The following is a 12779-nucleotide window of genomic DNA, read 5'->3' as shown; positions in this document are numbered from 1 at the left end:
TTCGTTCCAACAACAAAATTTTCTTAACATCTAGAAACTTGAAAAGAAGGGTATGGTTGGGAGCAAATTTTAACAGGGCTCCCCCTCCTGTTTTTAGGAGGGGGCAGGTTAATTACAATACTCTTTCAAATACATATCCGCTTCTTTTACACCGAGCTTGCTAGCTTTTACCCAGTCGGCGCAGGCGCCTTCCTTGTCGCCGGTGTTATACTTGGGGGCTGCCCGGTTGTAGTAGGCCTCTCCGTATTTCGGGTTCAGGGTAATAGCGCGGCCATAGTCGATCAGGGCGCTGCGATAGTCTTTGAGGGCATAGCGAGCGAGACCTCGGTTGTTGTAGATCTTGGCTTCCCTTTGTTCCAGTACCACGGCATTGTTAAAATCTTTGAGCGCGCCTTGGTAGTCCTGCAGGTTATACTTGGAAAGGCCACGGCTGGTCCAAGCCTCCACGTGCTTCGGGTCCAGTTCGAGGGCCTTGTTAAAGTCCTCGATCGCACCACGATAATCGAGAATGCGGTCCTTGGCGATACCACGGTTTGTGACCGTGACCACATGCTCAGGCTCCTGTTTCAAAACTTCATTGTAATCTTTGATGGCCTCGGCATATTTACCGGCATTGAATTTCTTGTTGCCTGACTGAAAATATTCCAAGGCAGACTTTTGCACAGGCTGCTTTGCTGCCTTCTGTGAAAAGGCCGGCAGGGAGAGGAGTACAGGTATAAATAGAAGTAAAATTTTTTTCATGCAGTGTGGTTAACTCATGTTATGGGCGCGCAAAATACAACTGTTCAGGGCAATACCGAATATTTTGTCCTGTTTTTACTACCATATCTTTGTATAGTGGCTGTGTCTCCTTTGTAAAATACTAAACCAATGGGCCAGCTGTTTACCTTGAGAAGTGGTTTTGTGAAGTTGGGATTATCGTTTAATTTTGCTCATCATTTTAAAAATAAGAGACTATGGCATCAAAATACGATTTGTTAGTGCTTGGTAGTGGCCCGGGTGGTTATGTGGCGGCAATCCGCGCATCGCAGCTGGGTATGAAAGTAGGTGTGATCGAGCGTGAGTCGCTGGGCGGCATTTGCTTGAACTGGGGCTGTATCCCGACCAAAGCACTGCTGAAGAGCGCTAACGTGTTCGAATATATCAACCACGCATCTGACTACGGCATTACAATCGGTGAGGCTTCTGTAGACTTCAACGCCGTGATCAAGCGTAGCCGCGGTGTGGCTGACGGTATGAGCAAAGGCATTCAGTTCCTGTTCCGCAAAAACAAGATTGACGCCATCATGGGCACCGGCAAAGTGGTGGCCAAAGGCAAAATTGAAGTGACGGATGCTGACGGCAAGAAAGATACCTTGGAGGCTGATCACATCATCTTGGCGACAGGCGCCCGCTCACGTGAGCTGCCTAACCTGCCAATCGATGGCAAGAAAATCATCGGCTACCGTCAGGCCATGGCCCTTGACAAAATGCCGGAGAGCATGGTCGTGGTAGGTTCTGGCGCTATTGGCGTAGAGTTCGCTTACTTCTACAACGCCATGGGTACGAAAGTAACTGTGGTGGAGTACCTGCCGAACATTGTGCCAGTAGAGGACGAAGAAATATCACGTCAGTTGGCCAAGTCTTTCAAGAAGGCGGGTATCAATATCATGACCGACGCGTCTGTGGAGTCTGTGGACACAAGCGGAGACATCTGCAAAGTGAAAGTGAAGACGGCGAAAGGCGAAGAAACTCTGGAAGCGGAAGTTGTTCTTTCGGCAGTAGGTATACAGACCAACTTGGAGAACATCGGTATAGAGGAACTGGGTATCAACGTGGAGAAAGGCCGCGTGGTAGTAGACGAGTACTACAAAACTAACGTGGACGGTATCTATGCGATTGGCGATATCGTGCCGGGCCCTGCGCTGGCGCACGTGGCGTCTGCCGAGGGTATCATCTGCGTAGAAGCCATCACAGGTCACGACCCAGAGCCATTGAACTATGGTAACATCCCGGGCTGTACGTACTGCTCTCCAGAGATCGCTTCGGTTGGCTTGACTGAGAAAGCCGCCCGTGAGCAAGGTCTGGACATTAAAGTAGGCAAGTTCCCGTTCTCCGCTTCTGGCAAGGCAAGCGCCGCCGGTGCGAAAGACGGTTTCGTGAAAGTGATTTTCGATGCGAAATACGGTGAGTTCCTAGGTGCGCACATGATTGGCGCGAACGTAACCGAAATGATCGCCGAAGTAGTGGTAGCCCGCAAGCTGGAAACCACTGGCCACGAGATCATCAAGTCGGTGCACCCGCACCCAACCATGAGCGAAGCGGTGATGGAAGCTGCCGCTGCTGCTTACGACGAAGTAATCCACCTGTAATTTTCAGGTATAGCTATAAAAAGCCTGACCGGAGTTCATCTGGTCAGGCTTTTTTTATGGTTCCGCAAGCCAAGCCTTATAGATATTACAGGTCCTTTATATATTTCATTTCCGAACCTCAGTATTTTCTGAATTTATTTGATAATGACTATATTGCAAGCTTAAGTGGGACGTTGACTCCATCGTCTTGCTGTTTTTTTAGAAGAATCGGAAGCTGAAATTGGCAGCGGGTGAGACTACGGTCTGATACAAGGGCATCTGAACTTAAATACGCCGGATTCTCTTTTACACAGTATACCATTAATTCACTCTCTGTGCCTTTCTGCCCCTATGCGTGAGTTTTGATTTTATCACACATCACCTTAAAGCTATGAAGCTGCAGAGCAAAGTAAAGTTTGTAAACAAAGACAAAAGCCTTTTCTTCCCAACCCTCCGAAAGCGTGTAGACGCTTATTTTGCTGAGAACAACATTCCGAAAACAGCCAATACTACCATGATCGTGAAGAGTGTGGTGCTGTTGCTTGCTTACTTTTTGCCATTCTTGGCGCTGCTGGCTTTCCAGCCGGCTTATCCGCTTAGTCTGCTGCTGTGGTTTGTGATGGGCTTGGGCGTGGCAGGAATAGGGATGAGTGTGATGCACGACGCCAACCACGGCGCCTTCTCGAGCAGCAAGCGGGTTAATGATTTGATGGGTTACACCTTAAATTTAGTGGGTGGCTCCGCTTTTAACTGGAAACTACAGCACAACATCCTGCACCATACCTATACAAACGTGGTGGAAATGGACGAAGACATTCAGGACAGGCTGGTGCTGCGTTTTAATCCTCATAGCAAGGTGAAGTTCTTTCATAAAATACAATGGGTGTATGCTTTCGTGTTTTATGGTCTGCTGACACTCTATTGGGTGGTGGCAAAAGATTTCGTGCAGTATGCGCTCTTCAAAAAGAATGGCGTGAATAACAACACACCGACCCAGAACCGGACGTGGCTTGCAAAGCTGATTGCCATGAAAGCGCTGTACTTTTTCGTTGTACTGGTGGTGCCAACACTATTCTTCGGAATTCCGTTTTTGCAGGTGCTGCTCGGCTTTTTCATCATGCACTTTGTGGCGGGTATTGTGCTGACAGTCGTTTTCCAGTTGGCACATACGGTAGAGGGTACTAGTCACCCGAGACCGGACGAGCATGGCGTTATTGAAAATGACTGGGCCATACACCAGATGAATACAACGGTTAATTTCTCCCGCCACAACAAGATCTTGTCGTGGTATGTGGGCGGACTTAACTTCCAGATTGAGCACCACCTGTTCCCGCGTGTTTGCCACGTACACTACCCGGCCATTTCCGGTATTGTGAAGGAAACAGCAACTGAGTTTGGTATTCCTTACATGGAAAACGAGACTTTTGGACAGGCTGTGCGATCGCATATCGCCACACTGCACCGTTTTGGCAGACTGCCGAGTCTGAATGATGCCATCGGTTAAAAATCAAATAGGCCCCGGAAGCTGATAGTATCCCGTTTCCCCTCTATATTTGCACCCCAATTGCGTATATGCGCGCTTACTGTGTCGCCTGAATTTTCTGTTTAGAGAAACAAAGGCAGATACAACCTGTTTTTACTTAAGGTTGCGTAAACACATGACTTGCTGCATCGTAAAACAGTATTTAGAGTGTGCGTAATTATTAGAATATCAAGTAGATTAAATGAAGCTTAAAGGCAAAGTAAAATTCGTAAACAAAGACAAAAGTCTGTTTTTCCCGACGCTCCGCAAACGTGTGGACACCTATTTTTCAGAGAATAACCTGCCCAAATACGGTAATTCCCGCTTACTTATTAAAAGCATTATTCTGATGCTGCTCTACGTGGTGCCATTTGCGGCCCTGCTTATCTTTACTCCGAATGTAACGATAAGCCTCGGACTTTGGTTGGTGATGGGTATTGGGGTAGCCGGCGTGGCCATGAGCGTGATGCATGATGCTAATCATGGTGCTTTCTCTAAGAACAAGACGGTGAACTACCTGATGGCGCACTCCGTGAACCTGCTGGGGGCTTCCGCCTTTAACTGGAAACTGCAGCACAACATCCTGCACCATACCTATACCAATGTGGTGGATATGGACGAAGACATCGACGACATGGTCGTGCTGCGTTTTTCCCCACACACAGAAGTGAAGTTTATCCATAGGCTGCAGTGGGCGTATGCCTTGTTTTTCTACGGCCTGCTTACACTCTACTGGGTAATTCTGAAAGATTTTGTACAGTTCTTCAAATACATCAGAAACGGGGTAAATGCCAATTCCAAATCAGCCAATACTGTTGCTTTCTCTAAGATAGTAGCCTTTAAAATACTCTATTTCTTCTCGATTCTGGTAGCTCCGACGCTTATTTTCGGTATACCCTTTTGGGAAGTACTGGTAGGCTTCCTGCTGATGCACTTTGTAGCGGGTATCATCCTGTCTACGGTATTTCAGTTGGCGCATACTGTGGAAGGAACCACCCATCCTGTGCCTTCCGAGAGTGGTGTTATTGAAAACGATTGGGCTATCCATCAGTTAAACACTACAGCCAACTTCGCCCGTAAGAGTAAGTGGTTGTCGTGGTACGTAGGTGGACTGAACTTCCAGATTGAGCACCATCTTTTCCCGCGCATCAGCCACGTGCACTATCCGGCTATTGCGGATATCGTTAAGCAAACTGCATCTGAATTTAACCTGACTTATATCGAGAGCAAAACCTTCTTGCAGGCTGTGAACTCGCATTTGAACACCTTGCACCGATTCGGTAGACTGCGTTTGCCGAATCTGAACGAGGTAATGGCATAAGCTGTAAGTGAAATATAAATGAAGCGACCGGGCGAAAGTTCGGTCGCTTTTTTATTTCCGGCATCTATGGGGTTTGCGGAGTTGGGCTATACCTTTGTAGAAGCACATACGGCCCGTATACCTGTAAACACATTTTGCGCCACATGACATTCAAAGACCTACACCTGATTGCCTCCATCCTGCAAGCGTTGGAAGAAGAAGGCTATACTCAGCCCACAGCCATCCAGACGCAGGCTATACCTGAAGTGCTGCAGGGGCGCGACTTGCTGGCTACGGCCCAAACAGGAACAGGCAAAACGGCAGCCTTCGCTATACCGATCCTGCAGCTGTTGCACGGGCAGGCTATACCTGAGCCGCGAGCCATTCGGGCATTGGTGCTCACGCCTACCCGCGAGTTGGCGAGTCAGGTGAGTGATAGTTTTGCGGCCTATGGCAGGTATACCGGTTTGAAGCATTTGGTGGTCTATGGCGGCGTGCCCTACAAAGTGCAGACGGAAGCGCTACAGACAGGTATAGATGTGCTGGTTGCCACACCCGGCCGCTTACTCGACCTGCTCAATCAGGGCTTCATAGACTTGCAGCAGGTGCAGCTACTAGTGCTAGACGAGGCTGACCGCATGCTCGACATGGGTTTTCTGCAGGACATCCGGCAGGTGCTGCAGGCTATACCTGAGAAGCGGCAGACGCTGTTCTTCTCGGCGACTATGGCGCCTGAAGTTGCAAAGCTAGCGAAGAAGATATTGACAGAACCGGTTAATGTGGAAGTGAGTCCAGTTTCCTCAACGGCGGGCACTATCAGGCAGGAGCTGTATTATGTAAAAAAAGCAAACAAAACGCCTTTGTTGCTGCACCTGTTGCAGCACGCAGGTATAGATCGCACGCTTGTTTTTCTGCGCACCAAGGAGGGAGCTGACAAACTGGCTAAGGAACTCAGCACCGCAGGTATAGCCGCCGAAGCTATCCATGCCGACCGTGCCCAACGTGACCGGGAGCGGGTACTCGAAAGTTTCAAGAACAGCGAAACCAGGGTACTTGTCGCAACTGATGTGGCCGCCCGGGGAATAGACGTGGAGGAGCTCTCGCATGTCATCAACTATGAACTCCCTTTTGAGGCTGAGACCTATGTGCACCGCATTGGCCGTACGGGTAGGGCAGGGGCTGCAGGCATCGCCATTACGTTTTGTGGCGCCAGTGAAACACCGCTGCTTATAGCCATCCAGAACCTCACAGGTAAAGCCATGCCTGTGGTAGACCAGCACCCGTTCCCGCTCACGGCACAGGATTTCATGGAAGCGGCGACTTCATCGTCATCCAAAAGCGACAAGCATAAAGGCTCAGGCAGGGGAGGCAAAGGAAGACGAGGAAAGAGGTAATTGCAGAATGATTTATCGTTCCTGCTTATATAACTGTCCTTTCAACCTAATTTGATAAACCACTAAAAACAAAACAGGCTATTGTTTTCCCAACAGCCTGTTCTGTTTTCTATAGGAAAGTATATCCTAGCGTTCGTTCTGATTCTGCTGATTTTCCCGTTCGCGTTGTCGTTCCCTTTTCTTTTTGTCTTTCTTGCGGCCAACGGCGCCACCGGCTACAGTACCAGCCGCGCCACCAATTACAGCGCCCGAGGTACCACCTACAGCCGCACCCGTAGCAGCACCTGCCGCGCCGCCTATCACGGCACCTTTCTTTTTACTGCTCCATCCGTCTGTGCCAGCGCAACCACCTAGTAGAAACACTGATAAAATGGTGAAAGAAAATATTCTTAATTGTTTCATAGCTATTTGATTTAGTGTGAGTTGAATACGTTTTTAGGGAATCCATAGTTGTGATTCTGTAAGAGAGATGCGCGTATTGAGTGCAATTATGAAATGGGTTAACAACAGTGTGATGAGCATGAAATACTGCTAGCGTTAAAAATATTTTATGAAAATGTAGATTACATGGCACAAAAGAATGCTATAAAAAGTATACCTTTTCTATATAGTACTCTCTAACACGACCTGTTGCCAACCAGCTATGACCGATATCGCCATTACTCCCTGCACAGCAGCCGATGCACCTGCCCTGCGGGACGTTGCTTTGGAGTCTTACAACGACCACTATACCTACCTGTGGCACGATGGCGGGGCCTGGTACATCGAACGATGTTTTTCGGAAGAGGCGCTGCGCAAAGAGTTGGAAGATCCTAATGCTGCTTTCTTCATAATCAGCTACAAAGACGAGCCCGTGGGTTTTATGAAACTCAACAAAGACAAAGCGCTTGAAGGCTATACAGATGCGGAGTGCCTAGAACTGGAACGGCTATACCTTGTAGACCGTGCTTTAGGTATCGGCATTGGCAAGTGGGCCGTGGACTTTGCGGTGCAGTATGCCTTGGAATGCGATAAGCGCATTGTTTGGCTCAAGGCCATGGACAGTAGCCGCGCTGTTGATTTTTATGAGCAAAATGGCTTTAAAAAGTGCGGTACGGAAGAGCTGGATTTCGAAATGATGAAGGAAATTTACCGGGGCATGGTCGTGATGAAAAGAGAGATTGCCTGATGCGCTGAAGCAATTCTCTTTATACCTTTGGGTTTAACAAAACCGCTCCTAATGAAGCTCCGCCTCATCTTAACTTTATACCTATTCACGCTTGTCGCCTGCAGCCAGCGACAAGAAGAGCAGTATCAGCGGCTTGAACAGGGAAACGCAGTGTATGACCCAAGCAATTGGGTGAAAGCAGACCTGCAGTGCGAGGAGATCCAAAGCGCCGATGAGGGCGACCCACTTGCAGTGGTATACCTGAGCCAACTGGAGATGCAGCACGTGCTCGATACGGTCTATACCTGTTCGGTTATCGCTCCGCAAATGTATACCTCCTTTGGGGTGCCACGACATGCGCTATCAGCCTGTGGCGGCTGGTGGGCCGGGCGCGGAAACTTTTACTATGCCCTACACGAAGGCGACAGTATTGCCGTAATGCACGCTAGACCGGTGCAGGGGGACACGGTGGAATTTGAGTATAAGCTTTTGAAAAACATCCCAATTTCTTCTCCGCAAGAATAGCTTTTTAGGCAATCCCAGTGCCGATCAATCCAATTCGCACTTTATAAGTGCCTGCATGCCTTAATGTTTGCCGCTATCGGCTAACAATTTTAGGCTATTGACCAGTTTGTTAGGTATAATCCCTAATAAATATTGTTGTGTCGTTAAATTTTATGATTTTAATCATTTTTTAAGGGCCGAGCACAGTATAATTTTAGAGACGCTCCTACTCTCTGTAACAGTATGCTGTTCTTGCTTGTGCTTTATTCTCCCTAAAATTTCATGCTATGAATAATGCGACCTCTACTATTTATAAAAAAGCAGCTGTGGCTAAGTGTCCTTACAGGATTACTGCTGACAGGCATACCGCTCCACGCGCAGGAGTTGTTAGACCCGGCCTCCGTTCCCAAGTTTGTTAACAAACTTCCTATCCCTTCCGTGATTGATGCCACCAACTCTGGCAACAGGTCAATCACCATGACTATTTCTCAATTTGAACAAGACCTTGGACTTGGGTTGAAGGATGAATCAGGTAACCCTGTACTGACCACTGTGTGGGGTTACAACGGGCAATACCCTGGTCCGACCATTGTTGCCAAAAAAGACCAAGCCATTCAAGTGAAATGGCTGAACAGACTAGTGGATGACACAGGCATGCCTTTGCCGCATTTACTGCCAGTCGACAAATCAGTCCATTGGGCAGATCCGGAAGGCACCGGTGTCCCTATTGTTACCCATCTGCACGGCGGGCACTCGGAGTCCGAGAGCGATGGGCTGCCGGGAGCTTGGTACACACCTTATGCAAAGGAAAAAGGCCCCTTTTTCGTCAAAGGCGAGAATATTCCCTACCACTATGACAATGACCAAGAGGCTGCCACGCTGTGGTATCACGACCATACCCTTGGTATTACGCGGCTGAACGTATACGCAGGCCTCGCTGGCTTTTACCTGCTCACAGATGGTTTTGAAAACGGACTCAGGAAAAGCAAAAGGCTGCCAGACCCCAAGTATGACATCGGACTGGCTATTCAGGACCGACTGTTTACCACCGATGGCCAATTGTTTTACCCCTCCGAGCCCGAAGAAAACGGGTCACACGCCATGTCAGACGTACATGATGTTCCCAATCCAACAGTTTTGCCTGAGTTTTTCGGAGACATCATACTTGTAAACGGTAAGGCGTGGCCAGTCTTAAACGTGGAGCCAAGACAATATCGCTTCCGGGTGTTAAACGGATCCGACTCCAGATTTTATAACCTGAAGTTGACGGAGGGAGTGAGAATGTGGCAAATCGGTTCTGATCAGGGCTTTCTGACCACACCGGTGGAGCATAGTGAGCTGCTGATTTCCCCCGGCGAGCGCATGGATGTAATCATCGACTTCTCAGGTGCAAAAGGGAAGACGATCATCATTACCAATGACGCCAACACGCCTTTCCCAGATGGTGACCCTGTAAACCCAAGTGACGGTGCAGCGCAGATCATGGCTTTTAAAGTGGATGTTCCATTAAATAGAGCCTATCCACTTACCTACATCCCTTCCTCTTTAAACAAACCGCTGCCCAAAACTCCAACTGCCGACCATGTCAGGAAACTAATCTTGTTTGAAGGGGAGGATGAATACGGAAGGCTGAAGCCGATGCTGGGCACAGTGGAAGACGGGGCCTTGGAATTTACGGACCCGATCACGGAAAATCCGGCTTTGAACAGCACAGAGATATGGGAGATCTACAACCTAACACCTGACTCGCACCCTATTCACCTGCACTTGGTATTCTTCAAAGTGCTGAGCTCTCAGGCGTTTACGGGTGATGTGGACGACGATGGTCGTTTGACTAACATAGAGCTGTTAGGATCCCTCGAAATGCCCGAGCCCGGGCAGGACGGAAAGAAAGACACATATCCGATTGCACCCGGAGAAGTAACGCGCCTGATCGCCACCTTCGATCGGGAGGGACGCTACGTCTGGCACTGCCACATCCTATCGCACGAAGACCATGAAATGATGCGGCCACTCTATGTCGGTGACATGCCTGATCACATGCTGGCCAGTCACAGTCAGGCTTTGCAAGAACTGGATGAGGAGTCGAATGGCGTGTTCAGCGTGTACCCGAACCCTTTCTCCAGTGCAGCAACCCTACGATTGAAAGTGGATGAACCGGCTGCGGTAGGGGTGCGCCTCTACGATCTTAGCGGCCGCTTGGTACGGGAAGTACCAGTGCAACGCCTGCCTGCAGGACAACACCAACTCGAAATAAACGGCGCTGACATGCAGACCGGTATGTACTTGTTTGAAGTGGCGGTTGACAACAAAATGTATCGCAGCAAAGTGGTGCTGGCCCGATAAAGATGACTTGTAATGATGGAAAGCACAAAGCCCCGTACAATGCGGGGCTTTGTGCTTTCTTACGCTATAGCTTGGTTTCCGCTTTCTGCACTATATGTTGTTTCGTTCGGCTTACCAAGTATACGCCCGCAAAAATCAGGAGCGCATAGAAAGCCTTTTGCAGCGTGAACACGTCTTTCCCCACCCCAACCGCAATCAGAATGGCCATAACCGGCTGCAGGTAAATGTAAGCGCCCACCAGCGAGGGGTTGGCGTAGCGCAGTGCCCATGTATTGAGCAGGTAGGCGACAATGGTGACGGCAAAGACCATGAATAGAATAGCCAGCCAGATAGACACTGGAAATGCGCTGTAGTCAGGAGTCATGAGTTGTTGCCAGCCGAACGGAATCACCAGCACGGCCCCCACCGTGAAAATCCGGCTCACAATCGTGATGGCTTTATACTTCTGCATGAGTGGCTTTACCAGCACCAAGTAGAGGCCAAAAGAAGTGGCATTCAGGATAATAAGAAGATCACCCCACAGATTGCCGGTAGTCTGTTCTCCCTTGGAGGTATAGATGAGTAGAAAAGCGCCAACACAGGCCAAGGCTATACCGGATACCTTACGTTTACCGATGCGCTCCCGCAGCAACAGGGCCGAAAAGACCAGCACCACCACCGGCACAATAACCATGAGAAGCGCCGCGTTGATGGGCGCAGTAAGATTCAATCCGGCAAAGAAGCACAGTTGGTTCACGGCCACTCCGGTCACCCCACAGAGTATCACTCGGATGTTGTCGGCCTTTCCTACAATCTTCTCTTTCACCACCAGCCGGGCAAATATGCCAAAAAACAGCGCCGCCGACACCACCCGGATCAGGATGAGACCAAAAGGGCCCACGTACTCGGGCATCACTTCCTTGGCGATACTGTAATTGCTCCCGTAGATGAGCGCCACCAAAAAAAGCGATGCGTGCACCTGTGCCTGTTTATTCATGCTGCAAAATTACATGCTTATTCTGTAAGTGCCGTATAAGGAGTGGCAATTAAACCTATACGTTCAAACCACATCTCTGCATGAATAAAATGCCACTCACGGTCCGCAGGGCCATCGAGGTTACAGGACTCTTTTTTCTAGGCTGGATCATTGTGCTGGGTCGCGATCTGCTGGCCCCTTTGCTAGTTGCTTTCTTCATCAGCATCATGCTACTGCCGATCTATCGCTTCTTCCAAAAACGCAATTTTCCGGATGCGGTGTCTATTGGCATCAGCTTGCTCACACTCATTGTCGTGCTCGGCGGCATTGTCTGGTTCTTCTCTTCCCAAATGCGAATTCTGATTGAAGACTTTCCGATGATCCAGAAAAACGTGATGAGGCACCTGACATCTCTGAGCGAATGGATCGGTAGCAAAACGCCTTTTTCGGCGCAAGAGCAGACGGGCTTTATAAAGGAACAAAGCAATAACCTACTCACCTATGCGGGCAATCTGCTGGGCGGTGTGGCAGGAGGAGTGACGGGCACGATTATTTTCATCGGTCTGCTGCCGATTTATATTTTCCTGCTGCTATTCTACAAAAACCTGCTGCTGCGCTTCGTGTTTCTGTGGTTCCCGCGGGAGAAACACGAAAAAGTGGAAGAGACATTAAGTGAGATGCAGGTCATCATCAAGAGTTATCTCTTCGGTCTGCTCATCCAAATCACGTACATGACCATCTTATTAGGCGGCATTCTCATGATCATCGGAATTAAGCACGCGCTTTTGATCGGGGTGATCTTCGCTTTCCTGAACCTGATACCCTATGTAGGCGCCTTGTTGGGCAACATCATTGGGGTACTGCTTACCTTGGCCTCATCAGAAGAACTTTGGCCCGTGTTGGCCGTGTTGGGTACCATTGCCGCCGTACAGTTTTTGGACAACAATATCTTGATGCCGCGCATTGTGGGCTCTAAAGTAAAGATAAACGCCTTGGCTACTATTGTGGGAGTAATTGTGGGTGGTGAGATAGCGGGTATAACCGGTATGTTGTTGTCGCTACCTGTGTTGGCCCTGCTCAAGGTCGTGTTCGATCGCACCGATCAGTTCAAGCAGTGGGGCGTGCTCTTCGGGGACGAACGCCCTTCCATGAGCCCCATGGCCATACCTGTGCTGCGCTGGGACACCAAAGCAGTCCGCCGGAAACTGGAAGAGGAAAACGAGATTGAGCAGCCGTTTGAAGGTGAAGAGGGAGAGAGGAAGGAATAGGGGCGCGGACAAT

At 49.3% G+C, this 12779-nt stretch carries 11 protein-coding genes; 8 read left to right on the top strand and 3 right to left on the bottom strand.

Annotation, left to right across the window (positions count from 1 at the left end):
* Positions 1 to 108: 108 nt before the first annotated feature.
* Positions 109 to 741, bottom strand: a complete 633-nt coding sequence (locus Q1A04_RS05340; protein ID WP_299702234.1) for a tetratricopeptide repeat protein — start codon at positions 739 to 741, stop codon at positions 109 to 111.
* Positions 742 to 956: 215 nt separating this feature from the next.
* Here Q1A04_RS05340 and lpdA point away from each other — a divergent pair, with 215 nt between their 5' ends.
* The 4 genes from lpdA to Q1A04_RS05320 all read left to right on the top strand — a co-directional run bounded on the left by lpdA (position 957) and on the right by Q1A04_RS05320 (position 6546).
* Entirely contained in the window at positions 957 to 2351 is a 1395-nt protein-coding gene (gene lpdA, locus Q1A04_RS05335) for a dihydrolipoyl dehydrogenase (protein WP_299702231.1), read from the top strand.
* A 370-nt stretch (positions 2352 to 2721) separates the two neighbouring features.
* A complete protein-coding gene (locus Q1A04_RS05330; RefSeq protein WP_299702229.1) occupies positions 2722 to 3834 on the top strand; it encodes an acyl-CoA desaturase in 1113 nt (370 codons plus the stop codon).
* Between the two features lie 220 nt (positions 3835 to 4054).
* Positions 4055 to 5173: an acyl-CoA desaturase gene (locus tag Q1A04_RS05325; protein WP_299702227.1), complete on the top strand. Its 1119-nt coding sequence runs from the start codon at positions 4055 to 4057 to the stop codon at positions 5171 to 5173.
* Between the two features lie 143 nt (positions 5174 to 5316).
* The gene (locus Q1A04_RS05320) at positions 5317 to 6546 is read left to right on the top strand and encodes a DEAD/DEAH box helicase (RefSeq protein ID WP_299702225.1); all 1230 of its coding nucleotides are present in this window, start codon (positions 5317 to 5319) and stop codon (positions 6544 to 6546) included.
* 126 nt (positions 6547 to 6672) lie between these two features.
* Here the strand turns inward: Q1A04_RS05320 and Q1A04_RS05315 are convergent, their stop codons facing one another.
* Positions 6673 to 6948: a glycine zipper domain-containing protein gene (locus Q1A04_RS05315; protein WP_299702223.1), complete on the bottom strand. Its 276-nt coding sequence runs from the start codon at positions 6946 to 6948 to the stop codon at positions 6673 to 6675.
* A 241-nt stretch (positions 6949 to 7189) separates the two neighbouring features.
* Here Q1A04_RS05315 and Q1A04_RS05310 point away from each other — a divergent pair, with 241 nt between their 5' ends.
* The 3 genes from Q1A04_RS05310 to Q1A04_RS05300 all read left to right on the top strand — a co-directional run bounded on the left by Q1A04_RS05310 (position 7190) and on the right by Q1A04_RS05300 (position 10543).
* Positions 7190 to 7714: a GNAT family N-acetyltransferase gene (locus Q1A04_RS05310; RefSeq protein ID WP_299702221.1), complete on the top strand. Its 525-nt coding sequence runs from the start codon at positions 7190 to 7192 to the stop codon at positions 7712 to 7714.
* Positions 7715 to 7765: 51 nt separating this feature from the next.
* Positions 7766 to 8218 (top strand): hypothetical protein, encoded by a 453-nt coding sequence (locus Q1A04_RS05305; RefSeq protein ID WP_299702219.1) that lies wholly within the window; start codon positions 7766 to 7768, stop codon positions 8216 to 8218.
* Positions 8219 to 8491: 273 nt separating this feature from the next.
* Complete coding sequence (locus Q1A04_RS05300; protein ID WP_299702217.1) at positions 8492 to 10543, top strand: multicopper oxidase domain-containing protein; 2052 nt, start codon at positions 8492 to 8494, stop codon at positions 10541 to 10543.
* Positions 10544 to 10607: 64 nt separating this feature from the next.
* Here the strand turns inward: Q1A04_RS05300 and Q1A04_RS05295 are convergent, their stop codons facing one another.
* On the bottom strand, positions 10608 to 11519 hold the full coding sequence (locus tag Q1A04_RS05295; protein ID WP_299702214.1) for a DMT family transporter: 912 nt from the start codon (positions 11517 to 11519) through the stop codon (positions 10608 to 10610).
* Positions 11520 to 11599: 80 nt separating this feature from the next.
* On the opposite strand from Q1A04_RS05295, the gene Q1A04_RS05290 reads away from it, so the two are divergent.
* On the top strand, positions 11600 to 12766 hold the full coding sequence (locus Q1A04_RS05290) for an AI-2E family transporter (protein ID WP_299702211.1): 1167 nt from the start codon (positions 11600 to 11602) through the stop codon (positions 12764 to 12766).
* The last annotated feature ends 13 nt before the right edge of the window (positions 12767 to 12779 follow it).

Origin of the sequence: uncultured Pontibacter sp., assembly GCF_947499215.1 — a bacterium.
GTDB lineage: Bacteria > Bacteroidota > Bacteroidia > Cytophagales > Hymenobacteraceae > Pontibacter.
This window is presented reverse-complemented; position numbering and strand designations above follow the sequence as displayed.

Bases quoted from the DNA above. Each gene is read 5' to 3' on its own strand.
- Q1A04_RS05340 (WP_299702234.1), bottom strand. From the start codon at position 741: ATGAAAAAAATTTTACTTCTATTTATACCTGTACTCCTCTCCCTGCCG.
- lpdA (WP_299702231.1), top strand. From the start codon at position 957: ATGGCATCAAAATACGATTTGTTAGTGCTTGGTAGTGGCCCGGGTGGT.
- Q1A04_RS05330 (WP_299702229.1), top strand. From the start codon at position 2,722: ATGAAGCTGCAGAGCAAAGTAAAGTTTGTAAACAAAGACAAAAGCCTT.
- Q1A04_RS05325 (WP_299702227.1), top strand. From the start codon at position 4,055: ATGAAGCTTAAAGGCAAAGTAAAATTCGTAAACAAAGACAAAAGTCTG.
- Q1A04_RS05320 (WP_299702225.1), top strand. From the start codon at position 5,317: ATGACATTCAAAGACCTACACCTGATTGCCTCCATCCTGCAAGCGTTG.
- Q1A04_RS05315 (WP_299702223.1), bottom strand. From the start codon at position 6,948: ATGAAACAATTAAGAATATTTTCTTTCACCATTTTATCAGTGTTTCTA.
- Q1A04_RS05310 (WP_299702221.1), top strand. From the start codon at position 7,190: ATGACCGATATCGCCATTACTCCCTGCACAGCAGCCGATGCACCTGCC.
- Q1A04_RS05305 (WP_299702219.1), top strand. From the start codon at position 7,766: ATGAAGCTCCGCCTCATCTTAACTTTATACCTATTCACGCTTGTCGCC.
- Q1A04_RS05300 (WP_299702217.1), top strand. From the start codon at position 8,492: ATGCGACCTCTACTATTTATAAAAAAGCAGCTGTGGCTAAGTGTCCTT.
- Q1A04_RS05295 (WP_299702214.1), bottom strand. From the start codon at position 11,519: ATGAATAAACAGGCACAGGTGCACGCATCGCTTTTTTTGGTGGCGCTC.
- Q1A04_RS05290 (WP_299702211.1), top strand. From the start codon at position 11,600: ATGAATAAAATGCCACTCACGGTCCGCAGGGCCATCGAGGTTACAGGA.